21 protein-coding genes and 1 other RNA gene are annotated in these 22868 nt (G+C 28.9%); 14 read left to right on the top strand and 8 right to left on the bottom strand.

All coding sequences use genetic code 11. The features are described 5' to 3' along the window. Positions 1-22: 22 nt before the first annotated feature. The 4 genes from TVTCOM_RS16365 to TVTCOM_RS16350 are packed head-to-tail and all read left to right on the top strand — an operon-like array spanning position 23 to position 4963. Positions 23-2065 (top strand): urocanate hydratase, encoded by a 2043-nt coding sequence (locus tag TVTCOM_RS16365; protein WP_434797324.1) that lies wholly within the window; start codon positions 23-25, stop codon positions 2063-2065. Positions 2066-2109: 44 nt separating this feature from the next. Further along, positions 2110-2985 (top strand): glutamate formimidoyltransferase, encoded by an 876-nt coding sequence (ftcD, locus tag TVTCOM_RS16360; RefSeq protein WP_434797323.1) that lies wholly within the window; start codon positions 2110-2112, stop codon positions 2983-2985. 24 nt (positions 2986-3009) lie between these two features. Further along, the gene (gene hutI / locus TVTCOM_RS16355) at positions 3010-4275 is read left to right on the top strand and encodes an imidazolonepropionase (protein WP_434797322.1); all 1266 of its coding nucleotides are present in this window, start codon (positions 3010-3012) and stop codon (positions 4273-4275) included. 46 nt (positions 4276-4321) lie between these two features. Beyond that, entirely contained in the window at positions 4322-4963 is a 642-nt protein-coding gene (locus tag TVTCOM_RS16350; protein ID WP_434797321.1) for a cyclodeaminase/cyclohydrolase family protein, read from the top strand. A gap of 60 nt (positions 4964-5023) precedes the next feature. On the opposite strand, the gene TVTCOM_RS16345 is transcribed toward TVTCOM_RS16350, so the two are convergent. After that, positions 5024-5428, bottom strand: coding sequence for a hypothetical protein (locus tag TVTCOM_RS16345; RefSeq protein WP_434797320.1), 405 nt, complete (start codon positions 5426-5428; stop codon positions 5024-5026). Positions 5429-5666: 238 nt separating this feature from the next. Continuing rightward, positions 5667-6206, bottom strand: coding sequence for a biotin transporter BioY (locus tag TVTCOM_RS16340; RefSeq protein WP_434797319.1), 540 nt, complete (start codon positions 6204-6206; stop codon positions 5667-5669). Positions 6207-6505: 299 nt separating this feature from the next. Between TVTCOM_RS16340 and TVTCOM_RS16335 the strand changes: the two genes are divergently transcribed. The 3 genes from TVTCOM_RS16335 to TVTCOM_RS16325 are packed head-to-tail and all read left to right on the top strand — an operon-like array spanning position 6506 to position 8921. Beyond that, complete coding sequence (locus TVTCOM_RS16335) at positions 6506-6865, top strand: hypothetical protein (protein ID WP_434797318.1); 360 nt, start codon at positions 6506-6508, stop codon at positions 6863-6865. 1 nt (position 6866) lies between these two features. Continuing rightward, entirely contained in the window at positions 6867-7430 is a 564-nt protein-coding gene (locus TVTCOM_RS16330) for a UbiX family flavin prenyltransferase (protein ID WP_434797317.1), read from the top strand. Next, positions 7431-8921: a UbiD family decarboxylase gene (locus tag TVTCOM_RS16325; protein ID WP_434797316.1), complete on the top strand. Its 1491-nt coding sequence runs from the start codon at positions 7431-7433 to the stop codon at positions 8919-8921. It begins immediately after the preceding gene. Positions 8922-9034: 113 nt separating this feature from the next. Here TVTCOM_RS16325 and TVTCOM_RS16320 read toward each other — a convergent pair whose 3' ends face one another. After that, on the bottom strand, positions 9035-9925 hold the full coding sequence (locus TVTCOM_RS16320; RefSeq protein WP_434797315.1) for a LysR family transcriptional regulator: 891 nt from the start codon (positions 9923-9925) through the stop codon (positions 9035-9037). Positions 9926-10321: 396 nt separating this feature from the next. On the opposite strand from TVTCOM_RS16320, the gene TVTCOM_RS16315 reads away from it, so the two are divergent. Together TVTCOM_RS16315 and ssrS are read left to right on the top strand one after the other, a co-directional pair. Beyond that, positions 10322-11248: a hypothetical protein gene (locus tag TVTCOM_RS16315; RefSeq protein ID WP_434797314.1), complete on the top strand. Its 927-nt coding sequence runs from the start codon at positions 10322-10324 to the stop codon at positions 11246-11248. 155 nt (positions 11249-11403) lie between these two features. Beyond that, a non-coding RNA gene (gene ssrS / locus TVTCOM_RS16310) (6S RNA) lies at positions 11404-11579 on the top strand. Between the two features lie 233 nt (positions 11580-11812). Here the strand turns inward: ssrS and TVTCOM_RS16305 are convergent. Together TVTCOM_RS16305 and TVTCOM_RS16300 are read right to left on the bottom strand one after the other, a co-directional pair. Beyond that, entirely contained in the window at positions 11813-13045 is a 1233-nt protein-coding gene (locus tag TVTCOM_RS16305) for an IS256 family transposase (protein ID WP_434796184.1), read from the bottom strand. Between the two features lie 120 nt (positions 13046-13165). Then, a complete protein-coding gene (locus TVTCOM_RS16300; protein WP_434797313.1) occupies positions 13166-14182 on the bottom strand; it encodes a hypothetical protein in 1017 nt (338 codons plus the stop codon). A gap of 175 nt (positions 14183-14357) precedes the next feature. On the opposite strand from TVTCOM_RS16300, the gene TVTCOM_RS16295 reads away from it, so the two are divergent. Further along, positions 14358-15545, top strand: coding sequence for an exosporium morphogenetic protein CdeC (locus TVTCOM_RS16295; protein ID WP_434797312.1), 1188 nt, complete (start codon positions 14358-14360; stop codon positions 15543-15545). A gap of 93 nt (positions 15546-15638) precedes the next feature. Here the strand turns inward: TVTCOM_RS16295 and TVTCOM_RS16290 are convergent, their stop codons facing one another. The 3 genes from TVTCOM_RS16290 to TVTCOM_RS16280 all read right to left on the bottom strand — a co-directional run bounded on the left by TVTCOM_RS16290 (position 15639) and on the right by TVTCOM_RS16280 (position 18466). Then, positions 15639-16283 (bottom strand): hypothetical protein, encoded by a 645-nt coding sequence (locus TVTCOM_RS16290; RefSeq protein ID WP_434797311.1) that lies wholly within the window; start codon positions 16281-16283, stop codon positions 15639-15641. Between the two features lie 17 nt (positions 16284-16300). After that, positions 16301-17584: a polysaccharide biosynthesis protein gene (locus TVTCOM_RS16285; protein ID WP_434799762.1), complete on the bottom strand. Its 1284-nt coding sequence runs from the start codon at positions 17582-17584 to the stop codon at positions 16301-16303. 87 nt (positions 17585-17671) lie between these two features. Then, positions 17672-18466, bottom strand: a complete 795-nt coding sequence (locus TVTCOM_RS16280; protein WP_434797310.1) for a histidinol-phosphatase HisJ family protein — start codon at positions 18464-18466, stop codon at positions 17672-17674. 102 nt (positions 18467-18568) lie between these two features. Here TVTCOM_RS16280 and TVTCOM_RS16275 point away from each other — a divergent pair, with 102 nt between their 5' ends. The 4 genes from TVTCOM_RS16275 to TVTCOM_RS16260 all read left to right on the top strand — a co-directional run bounded on the left by TVTCOM_RS16275 (position 18569) and on the right by TVTCOM_RS16260 (position 22823). Further along, positions 18569-19990, top strand: a complete 1422-nt coding sequence (locus TVTCOM_RS16275; protein ID WP_434797309.1) for a PLP-dependent aminotransferase family protein — start codon at positions 18569-18571, stop codon at positions 19988-19990. A gap of 26 nt (positions 19991-20016) precedes the next feature. Further along, on the top strand, positions 20017-20229 hold the full coding sequence (locus TVTCOM_RS16270; RefSeq protein WP_434797308.1) for a DUF896 domain-containing protein: 213 nt from the start codon (positions 20017-20019) through the stop codon (positions 20227-20229). Positions 20230-20328: 99 nt separating this feature from the next. Further along, positions 20329-21723: an aminopeptidase gene (locus TVTCOM_RS16265; protein ID WP_434797307.1), complete on the top strand. Its 1395-nt coding sequence runs from the start codon at positions 20329-20331 to the stop codon at positions 21721-21723. Between the two features lie 362 nt (positions 21724-22085). Next, entirely contained in the window at positions 22086-22823 is a 738-nt protein-coding gene (locus TVTCOM_RS16260; protein WP_434797306.1) for a hypothetical protein, read from the top strand. Positions 22824-22868 lie beyond the last annotated feature (45 nt).

Below are 22868 nucleotides of genomic sequence, written 5' to 3'. Positions count from 1 at the left end.
AAAGGTCAAAGGGGAAATCAAAATGGAAAAAGCTTTGAATTTTAATAATGAAGATATTAAAAATGCTATGACGATTAAATTAACAGATATACCAAAGGAAATACCTACATTTGAAAAGGGAATAAGAAGAGCTCCAAGAAGAGAAGCAAAATTAAGCAATGCTGATATAAAATTAGCTTTAAAAAATGCTTTAAGATATATACCAGAAGAGTATCATGAAGATTTAGCACCAGAGTTTTTAGATGAATTAATGACTTATGGAAGAATCTATGGTTATAGATTTAGACCAGAAGGAAAGCTTTATGGAAAGCCAATAGACGAGTATAAGGGCAGATGTACGGATGGAAAAGCTTTTCAAGTTATGATAGATAACAACTTAGATTTTGATGTGGCACTTTATCCTTATGAACTTGTTACTTATGGAGAAACGGGCCAAGTTTTCCAAAACTGGATGCAATACCAACTTGTTAAAAAATATTTAGAAGTTTTAACTCAGGACCAAACTTTAGTTATACAATCTGGTCATCCTGTGGGACTTTTTAAATCTAAACCAGATGCACCTAGAGTTATACTTACAAACTCACTTATGATAGGCATGTTTGATAATTTAGATGATTGGAAAAGAGCAACTGCTATAGGTGTGGCAAACTATGGTCAAATGACTGCTGGTGGGTGGATGTATATAGGGCCACAAGGTATAGTTCATGGAACTTACTCAACTGTATTAAATGCAGGAAGGCTAAAACTTGGCATACCTCAAGATGAAGATTTGAAGGGAAGATTATTTGTTACTTCAGGCCTTGGAGGAATGAGTGGTGCCCAAGGTAAAGCTGTAGAAATAGCAGGCGGTGTTGGAATAGTTGCAGAAGTTGATATTTCTAGAATAAAAACTAGATTTGATCAAGGATGGGTAAGTGAAGTAAGCAATTCTCCAGAAGATGCTTTTAAACTTGCTCAGGAAAAAATGGATGCAAAAGAACCTTGTGCCATAGCTTTCCATGGTAATATAGTTGATTTACTTGAATATGCAGTAGATGAAAATATTCATATAGATTTATTATCAGACCAAACTTCTTGTCATGCAGTTTATGATGGGGGCTATTGTCCTGTTGGAATTACTTTTGAAGAAAGAACAGAACTACTTGCTCATGATCCACAAAAATTTGCTCATTTAGTAGATGAAACTTTAAGAAAACACTTTGAATTAATTAAGATTTTACATGATAGAGGAGTTTACTTCTTCGATTATGGTAATAGTTTTATGAAGGCAGTTTATGATGCTGGATGCAAAGAAATTTCTAAAAATGGTGTAGATGAAAAGGATGGATTTATATTCCCATCATATGTGGAAGATATATTAGGACCTCAACTATTTGACTTTGGATATGGGCCATTTAGATGGGTTTGTTTAAGTGGTAAGCATGAAGATTTAGTAAAAACTGATGAAGCTGCTATGAGCTGTATAGATCCGCAAAGAAGATATCAAGATAGAGATAACTGGATATGGATAAAAGATGCAGTTAAAAACAATCTTGTTGTGGGAACACAAGCAAGAATATTATATCAAGATGCTATGGGTAGAACTAATATAGCTCTTAAATTTAATGAAATGGTAAGAAAAGGAGAAATAGGACCAGTTATGATGGGTAGAGATCATCATGACGTATCAGGAACAGATTCTCCATTTAGAGAAACTTCTAATATAAAAGATGGAAGTAATATAATGGCTGACATGGCTACTCATTGTTTTGCAGGAAACTGTGCGAGAGGAATGAGTTTAGTAGCTCTTCACAATGGTGGAGGAGTAGGAATAGGTAAATCCATAAATGGTGGTTTTGGTATGGTACTTGATGGGTCTCAGCGAGTTGATGATATATTAAGAACTTCTATGCCTTGGGATGTTATGAGTGGAGTTGCTAGACGTGCTTGGGCTAGAAATGAAAACTCTATAACTACAGTTATGGAATACAACAAAATGTGTGAAGGAAAAGATCATTTAACACTTCCATTTATAGCAGATGATGAAATGATTGAGGACTTAGTTGGAGATAAAGAATTTGAATAAAATTTACAAACAAAATGTTTAACATAATTTAAGGGGGAAAAAACATGGCAATAGTACAATGCGTACCAAATTTTAGTGAAGGTGTAGACTTAGATAAAATAGAAAAAATAGTAAGCCCATTAAGAGGTGTTCCAGGAGTAAAACTATTAAACTATGAAGCAGACAAAGATTATAATAGAGTAGTAGTTACTGTAATAGGCGAGCCACAAGCTGTAAAAAATGCAGTTTTTGAAGCAATAGGTGTGGCATCAGAAGTTATAGATATGAACCATCACAAAGGACAACACTCTAGATTTGGAGCTTGTGATGTTTGTCCATTTATTCCAATAAAAGGAATGACTATGGAAGATGCAGTTGCTCTTTCAAAAGAATTAGGGGAAATGGTGGGAGAATCTTACAATATACCAGTATTTCTTTATGAAGCTTCTGCAACAAAACCTGAAAGAGAAAATTTAGCCGTTGTTAGAAAAGGTGAGTACGAAGGTTTAGATGAAAAATTAAAAGATCCAGCTTGGCAACCAGATTTTGGACCTACTAAAAAACATCCAACTGCTGGTGCCATAGCCATAGGAGCTAGAAAACCTCTTATAGCATATAACATAAACCTAGATACACCAAATATAGAAATAGCAAGTAAGATTGCAAAAACTATAAGACACTCTAATGGTGGATATAGATATATAAAAGCAGGACCAGTAGAAGTGCCTGAGAGAAATATAACTCAAGTTACTATGAACTTAACTGATTATAGTAAAACTGCCATATACAGAGCTTTTGAAGCAGTAAAAATGGAAGCTAGAAGATATGGTGTAAATGTTACAGGAAGTGAAATAGTAGGACTTTGCCCAATGGAAGCTTTAATAGATACAGCAGCTTATTATTTAGGTTTGGAAAACTTCTCTTTAGACAAAGTACTATAATCTAGTTAAATGGAGTAGATTAAGATGAAAATGGATTTAATTATAAAAAATATAGGAAAGTTAGTTACTATGGAAGGCTCATTTTTACCTAAAATAGGAAAGGAAATGAATGAGCTAACAATATTAGAAAATGCTTATATTGCAGTAGTTGAAGGGAAAATTTTCAAAGTAGGAACTGGTGAAGACTATAAAGAGTTAGTAGGAGAAAATACTATTATAGATGATGCAAGTGGAATGCTTGTAACTCCTGGTCTTGTTGATTCTCACACTCATTTAGTCCATGGAGGTTCTAGAGAAAATGAATTTTCAAAAAAACTAAATGGCGTACCTTATATTCAGATTTTAAAAGAAGGTGGAGGCATTTTAAGCACAGTAAACTCTACAAAGAAAGCTACCTTTGATGAACTATATAACAAAGCTAAGAAAAGTTTAGATAGAATGTTAGAGTTTGGTGTAACTACTGTGGAAGAAAAGAGTGGATATGGTCTAGAGCTTGAAACAGAAGTTAAGCAACTTCAAGTAGCTCATAAATTAGACAAAGACCATCCTGTGGATTTAGTACATACATTTTTAGGAGCACATGCAGTGCCAGTGGAATATAAGTCAAACAGTGAAGCATATATTAAACTATTGGTGGAAGAAATTATGCCTAAAGTGAAAGAACTGGACTTAGCTGAATTTTGCGATGTATTTTGCGAAGAAGGAGTATTTTCAGTGGAAGAAAGTGACTACATACTTAGCAAAGCAAAGGAAATGGGCTATAAATTAAAGATTCATGCTGATGAGATTGTTCCTATAGGTGGAGCAGAGCTTGCTGCTAAACTTGGTTGTACATCTGCAGATCATTTAATGGCTGCCAGTGAGCAAGGTCTAAAAGACATGGCTGGGAAAGGTGTAATAGCAAATATTCTTCCAGGAACATCATTTAATTTAAATAAACCTTCTGCCCATGGTAGAAAGATGATTGATTTAAATGTTCCAATAAGCTTATCAAGTGATTATAATCCAGGAAGTTGTCCAAGTGAAAACTTACAATTTGTAATGCAGCTTGGATGCTTAAACTTAAAAATGACACCAAATGAAGTACTAACAGCAGTAACAATAAATGCAGCTCACTGTGTAGATAGGGCAACAGAAATAGGTTCTATTGAAGTAGGTAAAAAAGCTGATATAGCTGTATTTGATGCACCAAATGTGGAATATTTAATGTATCACTTTGGAATAAACCATATAGATAGGGTTTATAAAGAAGGGAGACTTGTGGTTAAAAACAAGCATGTAGTTTATTAAAACATTTCCAAAAGCATGAGCATGGAAATTTTTTAGGGGGATGTATATGAAATTAATCGATATGACAGTGACAAACTTTGCAAATGAAGTAGATTCAAATTCACCAGCACCAGGCGGTGGTTCAGTGGCTGCTCTTGCTTCTGATATAGGAATTGGTCTTTCTAGAATGATGGCTCATCTAAGCTTTGGAAAAAAGAAGTACGAAGCTCTAGATGATGCGGTGAAAGAAGAATTTGAACTTAAGTTTGATAAACTGGGAAAAATAAGAGAAGAAATGAGCAAACTTGTGGATGAAGATACTCAGTCATTCAATGAATTTATGAAAGCTTTAAAAATGCCAAAAGATACTTTTAAACAAATAACAGAAAGACAAAAGGCTATGGCAGATGCAACATTATACTCTATAAAAGTTCCATACAAAACTGCTGCATTGTCACTAGATGCAATGAAAGAGTTAGAATTTTTAGTAGACAATGGAAATCAAAATGCCATTACTGACATTGGTGTGGGAACATTGATGCTTTGTACAGGGCTTGAGGGTGCCATACTAAATGTTAAAGTTAATCTTATGAGTTTAGAAAATAAAGACCTTGCCCAAAAATATGCTGACAGTTGTGCAGAAATGTTGAAGCAAGGAAAAGAAATAAGAGATAAAATATTAAATAAAATACACAGTGCAATAGAATAATTTATAAAACCCATCCTTAATTTAGGGATGGGTTTTTGGATTTTTCTATTAGTTGATAAATTAATTTTCTGATGAACTATTTCTATTAGATGATTTTTTAACCTTTTTAACTTTTTTAACCTTTTTCTTAGGAGTAGGTGTATTTTCTTCAATTTGAGTATTGTTATTTTTATTAATAGACTTAGTCTTTTTAGCATTTTTCTTAACTTTTTCTTGTACTTCTGCATCTGTTATTTTGTTCATTATATTATCAAGCTTTTGTTGTTGTTGTGGATCTAAGAAGCTTTTAAATTTAGAGACTACCTCATCTTTACCTTTTAAGTTTTTACCAATTTTAACAAGCTCATCAATAAGTTCATCCTCTGACTTTCCTTTATAACCTTCAGCTATTTTTTCAACTTTGTTTTTATCAATATTTTTCTCTTTAGCAAACTTTTCAAGGGTTTTTGGATCTACTTTCTTCATAGCAAACTCCTTTCCATATTACTTTTTACTTAGTGATTTGTAAATTATATGTTCAAATATTGTATATTTAATGTAGTGTTAATTAACCTATTATTTAATATATGCACAAGTGTTTTAATAGTGTTACACTTCTTAAAATAAATCTTTAATATAAGTATATTAATAAATAATAAAAAAAGACTGTGTAAGTAGATACAGTCTTTTATAAGTATGCAAATTTTAATTAAATTAATTCCTATTAAAATGTAGGGGTAAATGATACTCTTTTTGAAACAGATAAACCTATAATGTAAGCTAATACTAACTTTATCAAATCTATAAAAGCGAAAGGGGCTACACAGTATAATATACTTTGGTAAATTGTATTTCCAGTAATCACAGCAAACATTAAAGTTCCAGTTATATATACACTAATTAATCCCATTATTAGAGATAAGAAAATTATTATAGGTGATGAAGATTTCTCTTTACCAAAACCTACTATATAAACCATTAAAGGAAGTCCTAATAAATATCCTCCTGTTGGTCCAAATAAAACACCCAGTCCTCCTGAAAATTGAGCAAATACAGGTAATCCTATTCCACCTAGTAATAAATAAATTAAGACAGAAATAGCACCTAATTTAGGGCCTAGAATTAATCCTGTTACAGCTACAGCAAAAATTAACATAGTAAGTGGAACTGTTGTAAAAGGTAATGGTATTGAAATTTGAGCTAAAATTGATATTATAGCAGCAAAAAGAGCACAGACTATAAGTTCTTTAGTTGAAAGTTTCATGATGATCCTCCTAAATAATTATTATTTACGTTAACTCATAAGAGTTACATGGTTAACTTAATTATATAACAAAAAAATAAAAAATCAATAAATATTTATAAATATAATGAAAAATAGTAATAAATAAAGGTATTTATTCTCTATAAGAATAAATACCTTTATTTATTTGAATTGAAAAGCTAATATTAAAAAATATAATATGAATATAAAAGCTTTACAAATAAAAATGATAAAGGGGCAATGATAAAGGAGATTTATAGAATGAAAAATGCAGATTCACCAGGAGTATATGAAATAAAATGATTAATTTAAATAGAAAATTAGGAAGAGTAAATATAGATTTAAAGGCTAATTATGTGGGCAAAGACTTAATAATTGTTGTTTCTGGAGGAGATGTACCACATGTGGGAGCTATAAGTTATGGTGGAGAAGGATTTCAAAATAAAGACTTTGAAAAGAATACTATTGTATATGGAAATCACAAGGAATATATAATATCTCAAAGATTCTCACAAAGAATAGGTGATATTTTTAAAGGAAACTATATGATTTCAGTAGGAATACATTTGGAAAATATTACAGGAGAAGAAATAAAAATAGTTATAAAACTAAGCGAAGAATTATTAGAAGAAATAATTTCTATTATAAAGGGAGAATAAAATGGATTTAATTATAGCAGCCACAGGCGCAACTGGGATAATTTATACAGTTAGAATACTAGAAAAACTGAAAGAAATAACAAATATAAATACTCATTTAATTATGAGTAAATGGGCAGTAGCCAATTTAGCTATAGAAACAGAATATACATATGAATATGTAAAATCTTTAGCTACTTATGTTTATGATAATGATAATATGGCATCTAGAATTGCCAGTGGTTCATTTATAAATTCTGGAATGATAATTTTGCCATGTTCTATGAAAACATTAAGTGCTATTAGTAATGGATATGCAGATAGTTTGATAAGTAGAGCAGCAGATGTGGTGTTAAAAGAAAATAGAAAACTTGTTATATGTCCTAGGGAAACGCCTCTAAATGCTATACATTTAGAAAACATGTTAAAGCTTTCACGTTTAGGGGTTCAAATAGTTCCTCCTATGCCAGGATTTTACTCAAATCCTAAAACAATAGATGATATTATAGATCATCATGTGATGAGAGTATTAGATCAATTGAACATTAATATTCATAATGAAAAAAGATGGAAAGGGGAAATTTAAATGAAAATTGATAGAAAAAATATAGAAATAGATGATTTAAGATCTGCCATAGATTTCTTAAAAAAAGAAGGAGAAATAGTATTTACTGACACAAAAGTAGATTGTCATGGAGAATTGGCAGGAGTATATAGACATGTGGGAGCTGGAGGAACTGTAATGAGACCTACAAAAACTGGCCCTGCTATGATGTTTAATAATATAAAAGATCATAAAGATGCAAAAGTTTTAATAGGAACATTTGCTAGTAGAGAAAGAGTTGCAAGGTTAATGGGATGTAAATCAAATGAACTAGGCTTTCTATTAAATGAAGCTGTAAAAGATGCAATAAAACCTATAACAATACCTAATGAAAATGCAAAATGCCAAGAGGTAGTACACTATGCTACTGACGAAGGCTTTGATATTAGAAAAATTCTTCCAGCACCAACAAATACATTAGAAGATGCTGGTCCATATATAACTTTGGGCATGTGCTATGCATCAGACCCTGATACTGGAGAAGGAGATGTGACAATTCATAGATTATGTCTACAGTCCAAGGATGAAATGACCATGTTCTTCACACCAGGCATAAGACATTTAGATGCTTTCAGAAAAAAGGCAGAAGGAGAGAATAAACCACTACCAATATCAATAAGTATTGGAGTAGATCCAGCAATATGTGTGGCATCATGTTTTGAACCACCAACAACACCTTTAGGTTTTAATGAAATCTCCATAGCAGGAGGAATCAGAAAAAAACCAGTTGAGATGGTTAATTGTGTTACTATACAAGAAAGATCCATTGCCAATGCTGAATATGTAATAGAAGGTGAATTAATACCAAATAAAAGGATTAGAGAAGACTTAAATACTAATACAGGTAAAGCTATGCCAGAATTTCCTGGATATACAGGAGAAGCTCATCCGGGATTACCTGTAATAAAAGTAAAGGCAATTACTCATAGAAAAAATCCAATTATGCAAACTTGTATAGGACCAAGTGAAGAACATGTAAACTTAGCAGGTATTCCAACAGAAGCTAGTATTATAGAAATGATAGAAAAATCAATGCCAGGTAGACTTCAAAATGTTTACGCACATAGTGCAGGTGGTGGAAAGTATATGGCAGTTATTCAATTTAAAAAGCTTATGCCAAGTGATGAAGGAAGACAACGACAAGCAGCACTTATTGCTTTTACTGCATTCTCTGAATTAAAGCATGTAATTTTAGTAGATGAAGATGTTGATTTATTTGATAGTAATGATGTACTTTGGGCACTAAATACTAGATATCAAGGAGATATAGATACAATATTTATACCTGGAGTAAGATGCCATCCTTTGGATCCATCACAAAATACTACTTATAATTCCATGCTTAGAGATAATGGAATAACATGTAAAACTATTTATGATTGTACAGTACCATATAATCAAAAGCACAGATTTATCAGGTCTAAATTTATGGATGTAGATATGAATAAGTATGAAGTGAAAAAGTACGAATAAAAATTATTAAAGTTATAAAATTTAACTAAAAATAAGTATTAATAAAAGCTGTATTAAGGACAAAAACTCCTAAATACAGCTTATTTGTATACAAATAATATGAAATATAAATATTACCCATTATTGTTTTGTATAAATTCTTTAAATAAAATTTCATCCTTTGATAGTTTTTTATCACTTTTATAAAGTAAGGAAAAAGAATTTGTTATAGGTTTTTTTAGTAAGTTAATGGATATTTTATCTTTGTTAAAAGGAGAAATAACTCTTTTCATAAGTAGTGAAATTCCAAAATTTTCACTTACAAGGCCTAAAATTGTTTCAATTTTATTTACACTATAAATAATATTTGGTGTAAAACCACATTTTTCGCACTCTTCAATACAAAATTTATCAAGTCCAGATTTAGAACATAACATTATAAATTTTTCATTTATTGTATCTTCTAAAGAAATATACTTCTTATTAGAAAAAGGATGATCTTTAGATGTTATAATAACTAATTCATCATTTATTAAAGGATGAATTTGAAATTTATTCTTATCCATATGAAAATCCCTAATAAAAGCAAAATCAATATCTCCCTTATCTAACATACCAATTATATCAACTCTTTCACCTTCAATTACATCTATATTAATATTAGGATAAATGTTTTTGAAGGATGCAATAGATGATATTATACCATACTGAGATATAACAGGTATGGTACCTATTTTTATTGTAGTATGTTTATTGGTAGAGTATTTTTTCATGGAATTAATAGTATTATCATACTCTTTTATTATTTTTTTGCTATGAATTAGAAACTCTTTGCCGGCGTCAGTTAAATTAATACTACGTGTTGTTCTATTAAATAAAAGTGTATTTAACTCATGTTCTAAAGCTTTAATTTGTTTAGATAATGAAGATTGAGATATACATAATTCTTCTGCAGCTAAAGAAAAACTTTTATATGTATTAATAGCTAAAAAATATTTTATCTGATCTATAGTAATGAAAAACACCGTCCTTTTATTAGATTATATATAATATACAATATAAATAATTTAGTGTAAACAAATGAATTAAATATTAATTTATTAAAAGTTATAGAAAAGCCAGTAAATTTAAAATATTTTGTATAAAAAAATGGAGAGATAACATCTGCTAAGGTACTACCTTTACAAATAAGATATAGTATATCAACTTTCAAAGAAAAAAAATACTTTCTATAATATATATGGAATTTTTCTCATAGTATTAATATATAGAAGTAATTTGCTAATAAAGTAGTTAGATTAATTAAGATAGATGAATCCTTATAAAAAATATATATGCATTAGCATATTAAAAATGTAACACATCTGATTTGGGAGTCATATTTTATTAAGAAGGAGTAGTAATATTAAGGGGTGACTTGTGTGAACAATTTACTGTTAATACTTGCAATGATGCTATTAAGTAATGGTAATGTATCATTATTTGATAATAAAAATAAATCAAATAAGCCAGCAGAGGAGTCGACAAAGGTGGAAGTTATTGAACCAAGTACTAAAAGTAATCAAAATAAAAGAAGTGGTTCAACGGTTAGAAAAGTTAAAAAAATAAAAAAGAAAACACGAAGCAAAGATCCTAATAGAGAAAGAAAAAATGATCCAATTAAAAATATTTTGAAGTTTGATATGGTGGACGTTAACAAAGGTATCAATTTAATGGATCTAAGCGAAGAAGATTTAGATAGAGGAATGGAAATAATAACAAGAACGAAGAAGTATATGAACAAAGAAGAAAGAAATATACTGATAAAGTTGGAAAGTGTTCTTGATTTAGTAAAAGGAATAAAAAAATTAAATCACATTAATATATTGAGCGAAGAAGATGAAAGTGACTTTTTCAGAAGTATGGATGAAGAAGACAAGAAAAATATGATGATTAAGGAAATAATAGAAGTTTTCCCAGAAAAGAAAAAACAATCTGTGGAAAAAGCTCTTGAAATGAAAAAAATGATAGATTTATTTGCAGAGTTATTTTTACCAGATGGAGAAGAAGGTGGAGGATTTAGTTTAAGTTCTCTTGCAGATATTAATAATTTAGGAAGCATTAGTAACTTGAAATTATTAGGAAGTTTATTAAGAAGCTTAGATGATGATGATGATGATGAAGAGGAAGAAGAAAAAGAATATGAGTATGTAGAGGTAGATGAAGATGACATGGAAGATGTTGAAGATGAAAATACAGCATATGATTATGATGAATATTTGAAAGTAAATAAAGCTATGACAAATAATAAAAAATATAGTAAAAGTAAATCTAAAAAAAATAGAAACAAAAGAAAGAAACAAATGTGATAAAATACAGTGTTTTAGATAACATTTAGATACTTACATAAGTTAAATTACAAGATATTGTAAAATTATCTTAAAATTAAAAACTTTTACAGAATAAACTACTTTAATTATTTCGACTTTTGTATTATAATAAATATAAATAAAAAATAAAAAACTCCTGGGACATACGATAGGTATCCTTTAAATTCAACCGACATGCACTATACGGGAGATCGGGTCTTGCAATAGTAAGATGCCATTATATTTATATAAAGGAATTTAAACTTGTGAGCAGGTCACCCACCTGGGAGATTCTCGGGTCTGAATTTATGGGACCAACGGTGCCTTGGGAATAAAAAAATGTTGCTATTTTAGCAACATTTTTATTTTGCAAATTTTCAATTTTATGAGAATGTCTATAGATTTGTGTAAATAGACTTATTTATTAATTGATATTACTGGAAATTACTTATTCCAGTAATATTTTTTTATTTGATTGGAATACTAATAATGGTATTTTATACATTTTTATTATGTGTCTAATTTAGGACAATATACACTAAATTTACCATTTTCAAAAAAATTTTAGATTGTATATTTTTTAGGAATTCTATCTTCAAATCTAATTGTTAGCTGCGCTAAAGTGGTAGCCCAATTTTGATTTGGAGATGTCCATTTTTCTATGATTTTCATAGTAGAAAGATACAGAGATTTTCTTAGTGACTCATCTGTAGGAAATACAGTTCTAACCTTTGTATATTTTCTTAGCTGTCTATTAAAACCTTCTAGTGAGTTTGTAGTATATATGATTCTTCTAATATCTTCAGAAAAATCGAAAAACGTTGCTAAATTAGGCCAATTATTATACCAAGAATCTATTACAACTGAATACTTGTTATACCATTTATCTTTTAAAATATCTAAATTTGCAAGCGCAGTTTCTTCATTGAATGCTCTATACACATTCTTTAAATCTTTCATAAATTCCTTTTGATCTTTTGATGCTATATATTTTAATGAATTTCTAATTTGATGTACTATGCAAGTTTGTATATTCACATCTGGATATACAGTTTTTATTGCTTCTGGAAGGCCTTTTAAACCATCCATGCAAGCTATTAATATATCATTTAAACCTCTATTTTTTAAATCATTACATACTGATAGCCAGAACTTTGCCCCTTCAGATTCACCTATCCAAATACCTAATATATCTTTTTTTCCTTTCATATCTAAGGCCATACAAATGTATGCAGCTTTAGATACTATTTTATTATCATCTCTTACTTTAAAATGCATAGCATCCATATATACTATAGGATAAATTTCATCAAGTGTTCTACTTTGCCATTCGGCGGCAGCCTCAACAACCTTATCTGTTATCTTAGAAATCATTGAAGGTGATACATCTATACCATATAGCTCTTCCATTTCAGATTGAATATCTCTCACACTCATTCCACAAGCATAAAGACCTATTATCTTTTTATCTAATTCATTACATACTGTTTCATATTTCTTAACAACCTTCGGTTCAAATTCTGATTTTCTATCTCTTGGAACATCTAATCCAATATCACCAAAACTACTACTTATTGTCTTTGAACTATATCCATTTCGATAATTTGTATCATTATTATCAGATCTTTCATATTTCTCTCTACCTAGATGTTCTTCCATTTCAGCCTCTAAAAGTTGTTGCATTACATCCTTGAATAGTTTTTGCATCAATCCATTTTTTCCAACGATGTCTTCCATTGTCTTACATTTTTTCACCTCTGCTTGATAATCAATATCCGGAATAATTATATCTTTCATTTTACAAACCTCCATAAATTTTAATATGAATATTATTCCAAACTTACCAATTTTAAATACTAAAAAAGTGTAGGTAAGTTTGTTTTTACACAAACCTATCTACACTCCCAATTTTATATACTAAATTCCTAAGATGCCCACGTCATTAAGAGTTGAAAAAACATTACTTACATTGTATTTTAAGTCTTCTTTATAATTAGAATAAAATGCTGATCTTATAAATTTATCTTCAGCAGAATATTCATCCATTACAGGTTCAGACCATGATTGACCAGAATTTTTAGAGCTAGAAGTAAATAACTTATTAAAATTTACCCACGATACAAGAAGAATATTATCAACTTTTACTATAGAAGGATACATACAAGTGGAAGGTTCACTTAAGTATGAAGATGTATCTAGATTAAACTTATTTTCATTGAGATATCCACTTACATATTTTACAACATATCCATTTGTTTCATGTTCACAAAAGCAAAGGTGATAAAAATTAATGTTATCTCTTATTCCATTTAAATAAAGCTTATTTTTACCTGTATTTGTTATTTGAACAGGTTCGCTCCAAGTAAAAGTGCCAAGATTAAATCTAGATGCAAAAATTTCCTCACATCCATTAACTAAATTAAAATAAAAAATAGTGGGAACTGATTCATTCCAAAGTACTGTAAAGCTATCTAAAACAATATGATTTATAAAATCAATTTTATTTTCTATCCAGTAATCATTATGCTTGTAATGATGAAATAGAGCGCAAGTGCTAGTGGAGCTATTATTAAAAACATAATAAAAAACATGAGGCTTACTGTCCACATATTTTACATAAGGAAATGCTAAGCCAAATTTTTTATAATTATAAGTTATATATTCTTTTTGAGTAAAAATAAAGGAACTATCTTTACACTCAAGAACTTGCAAAGATTTGTCACAATAAACACAATAAACATTATTATCTTTATCAAGGGAAAAAGAGTACCTAGTAAAGTCTAAGTCCATATCACTAATCAGTTTATCTCTATGAACAATATAACCATTAACATCATAATAATTATAGTAAAGACCATCGCTGTCTAAATACATATAAAACATATCTTTATCACTTCGCCTAATTATAGCGCAACGTTCATTTATAAAACTCATTTTAAACCTCCTAAAAAAGTTCATACTATAATATATTTACAAAAAAAAATTTTATTCTACCTTTTGCTATGTTTAACCATACAGAAGTCACAATTAACACTCAAAAAGCATAATATTAATTAGGCTTACAAAGCCAGGACATTTAATAAATATCATTTAAGGGGGATAACGAAAAATGAACGACCTAAAAAGAAGTAAAAGAAAAATGCATAACAAACAAATGTCTGCGATAAAGAATACTTGTGAACAAGAAGCTACAGTAGAGATAGATGAGCTTGATAGAGGATGCAAACACAAAAACAATACAAATAACGATAACCTTGAACAAACTCAACCTATAAGTCAAGGAAAAAATTGTCACCCAAAACATGAACATGAAACTTGTCATCCAAAACATGAGCATGAAATTTGTGAATGCGAATGTGTTTGTGAATGTAAGAAACCAAGCTGTGAACCATGTGAGCCATGCCAAGTTGAAAGTGATACTTGCGTAGCAAATCCTTGCGCTGGGGATCAATGTTGTGATGGACTTAGACCAAGTTTTTCTACTAAAAATGCTAGTCCAGTGGCAATAGAAGCAGATAGAATATTTGATTCAGTTCAATTTCAAATATTTACAGATGCAACAGGACCAAATGGCGAAACTTTATTCTTTGATTTTGACGTTGTTGAAGTTGATGGATCTGTTCCAACAACAGGGTTAGCTAATGTTGTAATTGATGAAGTTTGCATGAATTTCTCATCTTTAGAAGTAGTACCGGGAATACCTACAGTAGAAGATTTTGAAGTTACAGAAATAGAAGATAATGCGCCTTGTGATACAGTATTTGAATATGCAGTTTGCCCAGAAAGAAATGCAACTTGCTGTGCACAAAACAGAGGTCAAAGTTTATCTTACAAAGAAAGAGGATTAACAGTTATAGCAAATGATTTAGTTCTTGAATTAAGAGGACACTGCGGATGTACTAAGATAGTTGCTCTTGCTTTTCCAGCAGTTAAGAAAATGGGCGGACAATTATGTAGAGTTGATTCTGTTGAATTTAGATTTAACACATTAGCAGCTAGAATTTGTTGTCCATCTAGCGGAAGAGCATTTAAATTAAGACAAGATTACCAAGTTGCTTTAACAGTTGACTGCATATCAAAAGCTTTTATATCTGCAGAAGATTGCTGTGGATGTGACTGTGACTGCTTCGAATTAACTATACCAAGTGGAATAGATTTAATTGCTTGTGTAGAAGAAACAGTAAGTGTTTTAGTAAGCGATCAATTAGTAGTACTAGGTGTATCTGGAGGAGTAACTCCAAGAGTAGTTGATACTTTTGCCAACGTATGTAACTTCCCAAGTTGTGGTTCAAACTAATTTAAATTTTTTAAGGAAACTTTTTATAAGATAATTGTTTAATTTTACTCTACTAAAAGTAAGGACTATCAATTTTGATAGTCCTTTTATTTTTTAATTTTTATAATTGATACTATAACAGTATTCAAAAATGTCATCCTTAATAGTTGAAGTAGACTTAAAATTAGAAAAAGGGGTAGAGTTTCTAAGTAAGCTATGAGTCGGAATCCATTTTTTATTACTATAATTAAAAATTAAAGTTTTAGTATTAATTTCAGATTTATTATTTGTAGTTGTATCATAGGTAAAAATCATATTGCTCATATGATCAATATTTAATCTATAAATACACTTATCATTTTTAACAATATTATTAATATGGTATTTATGAAGGTGATAATTACTAGGACTAAAATTATAATGAGATACTCTATAGCGATTATTTTTAATAGCAGATTCTTCTACTAAAAATACATTTAAATTATTTTGAATAATAAAAAGTCTCATATTTTTCAAGTTATTTGTATTATTACAGACTTTACAAAGAGATCTTCGCCTTACATTACCATCTTTGTACATAAAATGAATTAACTTACCCTTTGTATCAATGGAACAAATATGAATAAAGTTGTTATCATCAAAATTTGCACAATAGGAAACAACATTATTTGCAATTTTATCTATTTTTTCATTAATATTTTTTATAAATAAAGAATTCTTTTCTTCATAAACATAAAATGGTTTTATATTATTAATCAAGGTTTCACCTACTTTCCCTACATTTTTTTCAATGCTTTTATTAAAACTATACTGTGAAGAATCGTTGTAAAGATAGATGTGGCAGTTATAGCATAAATATAGGCATACATATTTAGACTAGGTATAGGTAATAAGAAATAAATAGCGATAACTTGAATAACCATTCCAATAATGGTATTTACACTAGATACAACCTCTTTTCTTATGGCATGAAGTATTCCTGATAAAGTTTGATTTAAACTAAGAAAAAGAGGTGCTAGAAATATAGCTTTTAAGTAAATACCAGCAGTTTTGTTGTTAAAAACTATTAAACATAATTCTTCTCCGAAAAAATAAAAAAATAAGGAGGATACAATACCTACACCTACAGTTAAAATAACAGCATAGTATATTTTTAATTTTATATTTTTAATTTTATTTAAAGCAACCTCTTGAGAGATGCTTGGAATTAAATTTACTACAAGAGCAGAACCTATGGTAAATGGAAGATAAACAAAGGGCATTACCATACCACAAACAATACCATAAAGTCCTATGGACTGTGTATATGATATTCCAGACAAAACCAATCTAGAAGGCACTATCATAGAACTTACTGACTGTAAAACAACGGAAGACATTCTATTACATGTAATAGGTAGTGCCATTTTTAAAGTCTCCATAGATGAATAATAAAAATCTCTAAGTCTTATAGTAAATTTATTGTATAAGGATGATTCTTTGTAAAGACAAATACTCATATAAATCACATTAGTTGCCTCACCAATGGAAATACCAAGAAGTGTCACATAACAAATCATAGCCTTATCACTTATGTACATTGCTAATAAAAACACAAATAAAATTCTTGTAACTTGTTCAATAACTTGACCTATAGCAGGAACCATAACTTTTTTTATTCCATAAAAATACCCTCGTAATACATTGGAGATGGTGATTATAACTATGGCTGGACATATGGAAAGAATAAATAAATTTAAATTTTTATCATGCAAAAGTCTAAAAGATAAATATGTACTATTAAAAGATACGAACAATGAAATTAGCAGTGATATAAAAAATGATACATATAAGGTAGATATAAAAAATATATTTGCATCTTTTTTATCCTTTAAAGCATTCTCCTTTGCAACTAAACAAGAAAGGGCAGTGGGAATACCTGTGGTGGTCAGAGCAATACAAATCATCAAAAAGTTGAAGACCATATGATATATTCCAAGGCCCACATCCCCCATGACCCGTGATAGAAATATTTTATATAAAAAGCCTAATATCCTTACTATTAGGTTTGATATGAACAATATTATTGTCGATAAAACTAAATTAGGAATTCTCAAAAAATCACCTCCACATACTAAAAATGTATTCTTGTGGAGGTGAAAAAATAATTATAATTTTATAAAATTTGGTTTTAAATTATCAAAGGTAGATATATACTTAAATCCCAAATCTTTTAGATAAGGATAGATATAATCAAATTTACAAGAAATAAAAGCTGGAGAGTGAGAATCAGAACCTGTAGTAATAATTTCTCCTCCTAATTCTTTGTAAAGAGATATTATGTTTCTTGAAGGAGTTAAGTCAGGTAAATTATATCTAAAGCAAGAAGTGTTTACCTCTATTCCTTTTCCATTATAAATGGCTTCTTTTAATATGGATTCTATAATATCCATATATAAGCTATCTCCAAGAAGAGTATCATAATTTCCATATCTTTTTACTAAATCTATATGACCTAGAACGCTATAGCTATTAAAGTTTTTAACTATATCATATAAAGTTTTGTAATAAACTTCGTAGGCCTCGTGCTGATTTTTATCTTTAAAATATTCGTCATAGTATAAATCATTTTTATTTATGGCATGTTGAGAACATAATATAAAGTCAAATGTGTGATTTTTCATATCCTCATTATATCGTTCTATAAGGTGAGGCTGTAATCCTAATTCAATTCCTTTTTTTATTTTTATTTTGTTTTCATATTTTTTCTGCATTGATTCTAGTTTATGTAAATATTTTTCGTAATTTACAACAAATTTATCTGTTTGATTTACATCATAGTCCATATGATCTGTAAAACATATTTCCTCTAAGCCTAAGCTGATAGAAGTTTCAATCATTTTTTCCATGGGAGTTTTACTATCTGGAGAGAAGTTACTGTGCATATGATAGTCGTAGAACATTATTATTTCCCCTTTCATAAAAAATTTGGTATTATATATATTAATGATAACAAATACATATTTAAACATCAATAAATCTAAAAATAAGTAAGTGGTGATTAAATGGATAAATACAAATTAGAATTAGATGATAATAATAGTAAATATATTCAAATTTATAATCATATAAAAGATATGATTGTTGGGGGAAAAATAAAAGAACATGAAAAACTGCCACCAATTAGAAAGTTAGCAGACTTTATAAGTGTCAATAATGCGACTATTGTTAAGGTATACGAGTTGTTGGAAAAAGAAGGCTATGTATATAAGGTAATAGGTAGTGGAACTTTTGTTTCTTCTATGAAGGTAAATAAAGAAGTTAACTTGGAAAACTATAAGGATATGATACATTTTGATAGTGGTAATCCATCGAAGGATGTGTTTCCTTTAGACAATTTTAAAGCAGCAATAAATATGGCTTTGGAAAATGATGGAGCTTCTATTTTTGAATATGATGAAGGAAAAGGTTCTGAAGAATTAAGAGAAGAATTAAGTACATATTTAAAAAAGAAAAAGATAAATACTAATAAGGATAATATACAGATAATTTCAGGTGCCCAACAAGGTATAGATATAGTTTGTAAAGGTCTTATAAATTATTCAGATGTGGTATTTGTGGAAGAACCAACTTACAATGGTGCTTTAGAAGTATTTAAAAGTAGAGGTGCAAAAATCATTACTATACCTATGTTGGATGATGGCATAGATATAGGTATATTAAAGCTTAAATTAGAAAAAATAAAACCTAAATTAATATATGTTATGCCTAATTTTCAAAATCCAAGTGGAATATCATACAGCGAATATAAGAAAAAGAAGCTCATAGAACTAAGTGAAGAATATGATTTTTATATTTTGGAAGATGACTTTATAAGTGACTTTCCTTTTGATAGTAAAGATAATAGACCGCTTAAAAGTTACGATATGAAAAATAGAGTTATTTATATTAAGTCTTTCTCGAAAATACTTATGCCAGGACTTAGAATTGGTATAGTTGATATACCAAGAGAACTTCAAAAGAAAATACTTTGGGCAAAATATTCTTCAGATATATCTACACCAGGGCTTATACAAAAGTCTATGTACTATTATATGAAGTATTTTAATTGGGAAGAATATTTAAAAAGCATAGATAAAGTTTATACTAAAAAATATAGAAAAACAAAAAAATTATTAGAGGAAAAACTAGGAGACAAGCTAAAAATATATAAATCTCAAGGTGGGCTGAATTTCTTTATTGAACTACCAAGAGGATACTCATCTCAAGTTTTCTACAACTTCATGTTAGAAAAAGGAGTTTGTATTACGCCAGGAACTTATTTTTTTGATAATATAATGGATGATAGATTTTTCAGAATTAACATAGCAAATGAAACAATTGAGAATATAGAAAAAGGAATAACTATAATAGAAAATAATTTAGAAGAGTTTATTACATCTTATAAAAATGGAGAAGCTATAAAAAGTAATAAAATATTTTATTAATAGAGTGAAAATACTAGGAGGAAAAAATGTTTGATCAAAAGAAATTAGACAGAATAAATTTTTTAGCTAAGAAAAATAAAGAAGAAGGATTGACAAAAGAAGAATTGGCAGAAAGAGAAGTATTAAGAAAAGAATACTTAGAAAACTTTAGAGCTCACTTTAGATCTAGACTTGAAAATGTAAAAGTTGTACATAGTCAAGAAGAGTATGATGAATTAACGAAGAAAAATAAAAACTAGTTTTGTTAGTAGTTCCAACTATATGTCTTTGCTACTACTATAGACATATCCATTGCTAAAAAGCTAGCTTTGATAAAATATATAAATAAGGAGTTCAATATGAATTTAAAATATGAATTTGCAAATGGTTGGAAAGTTATAAAAAAAATGAATAATATGGAAAATGCTATGTCATACTCAAAAGAATATATTGATTTCTTAAATAAAAGTAAAACAGAAAGACTTTGTGCTCGAGAGATTATTAGACTAGCATCATCAAAAGGTTTTATATCTATAGAAGAAGTACTAAAAAAAGGCAAAATACAATTTGGAGATAAAATCTTTGCTGGAAATAAAGATAAGGGTGTAGCGTTATTTGTAATTGGTGAAAAAGATATAGAAGAAGGTATGAAGATAGTTGCTTCCCATATAGATTCACCAAGATTAGATTTAAAACAAAATCCATTATATGAAGATGATAATATGGCATATTTCAAAACTCATTATTATGGTGGAATTAAAAAATATCAATGGGTATCTATGCCTCTTGCATTATATGGAGTAGCAATTTTACAAGATGGTACTAAAGTTGATATAGCTATAGGTGATGATGAAGAAGATCCAGTATTTTGCATAAATGACTTATTACCTCATTTGTCATCAGAACAAAATCAAAAGAAAGTAAGTGAAGCTATTGGTGGAGAAGATTTAAACGTACTAATAGGAAGTATTCCTTTTGATGAAGAAGAAAATGCTACTGTAAAATATAATATGTTAAAGTTATTAAACGAAAAATATGGAATTACTGAAGAGGATTTTTTAAGTGCTGAAATAGAAGTAGTTCCAGCAGGAAAAGCAAAGGACTTAGGAATAGATAAATCAATGGTTATTTCTTATGGACAAGATGACAGAGTATGTGCTTTTGCAGGTGTAAAAGCTTTATTTGAAACAGAAAGGCCAGAATATACAGCAGTTGCATTATGTGTTGATAAAGAAGAAACAGGTTCTTATGGTAATACAGGAATGCACTCAAAATTCTTTGAAAATACTGTGGCAGAATTAATAAACTTACAAGGAGATTATTCTGACTTAAAAATAAAAAGAGCTATGTCAAGATCAAGGATATTATCTGGAGATGTTAATGCAGCTTATGATCCGAATTTCTCTTCGGCATACGAAAAAGCTAACTCAGCTCACATGGGTAAAGGTGTTGCCATAATGAAATACTCTGGTTCAAGAGGAAAAAGTGGTACAAGTGATGCCAATGCAGAGTTTGTTTGTGAAGTAAGAAGAATATTTAACAAAGAAAATGTAGTATGGCAAACAGGAGAACTTGGAAAAGTTGATCAAGGAGGCGGAGGTACTGTAGCATATATATTAGCTAATTATGGTGCTGAAGTTTTAGATTGTGGTGTAGGATTACTTAGTATGCATGCACCTTATGAAGTTGCTTCAAAAGCAGATATATTTGAAATGTATAGAGGTTATAAAGCATTTTTAAATATAAATCTATAAAATTAAAATCCTTCTATTTTTATATAAAAATAGAAGGATTTTTTATTGGAATTAAAAAAATTAATTTTTTTTATAAGTAGACTTAAATTGCAGTAAATAAGACAGATATAGCTTTGTATAAAAATAGATAAAACTTATTATAATCATGTGAGTTGTTGATTTTCAAGGAAATTTTTGTTATATTAATAATAAGAAAAATACAGGGATATAATTTGTATTACAAAAAAATTACAAAATGATATTTGTTATCAATTCCCGTTAATTATAGGTTATAATTTAAAAAATAAGAAAAACTGATAAAAATCATCTATGTAAGACAAAATAAAAGATTTACTTATACTTGGTACAAGGAGGATTAATTTATGAACCTTAAAAAATCATTATTTACAATTATTATTTTGATCATGCTTTTTACGGGATGCTCCAATTATCAAGTCCAAAATAAAGGCATAACTTTGCCAGATGAAGCAACTAAACAAAAAACAATGACTAAAGTTCAAAATGATATAGATGAAATAATAAATAAAGATTATGATTATGTCTTAAGTAATTTGGGTCAACCTAACGCTACTGCATATTGGATAGATAAAAATAAGATAGATAGTTTAGATACATTAGACACATTATATGATGTAGAAGATTTAAAAGATATAAATTTAATTTATTTAAAGGATATATCAGATGAGAATACTAATAGCACTTCTTTATATCTACATCTAAAAGATAAAATAGTAAAAAATGCGGAAATAGTGGATTATTCTAGATTTAGTACAACTAAAAATATGAACAAATCTAAAATACTTATAGATTGTTATACTGATGGAGATGTAGTTAAAATGTCAGATTTAGACATGGAAAAACTAGAAAATTTTACTGGTGCTAATTCTAGTGAAATGGAAAAAATAGTAGGAAATAAACAATCATCTTATGATGCATACTTATATGACAAAGTAGAAAAATCTATAAATGTTTATAATTTAGATAATGAAGATAAGCTACTAGCCATATTTACAGAAGACAATAAAATATCGGCAATTAAAATTCTTGATAATAAAAAAGAAGTTATAAATGAAATAAAAAATATAATGATAGACAATTAATAATGCATAAAGTTATAGATTTTAATGAAATCTATAACTTTTTTG

This window comes from Terrisporobacter vanillatitrophus (assembly GCF_051148895.1).
GTDB classification, from domain to species: domain Bacteria; phylum Bacillota; class Clostridia; order Peptostreptococcales; family Peptostreptococcaceae; genus Terrisporobacter; species Terrisporobacter vanillatitrophus.
This window is presented reverse-complemented; position numbering and strand designations above follow the sequence as displayed.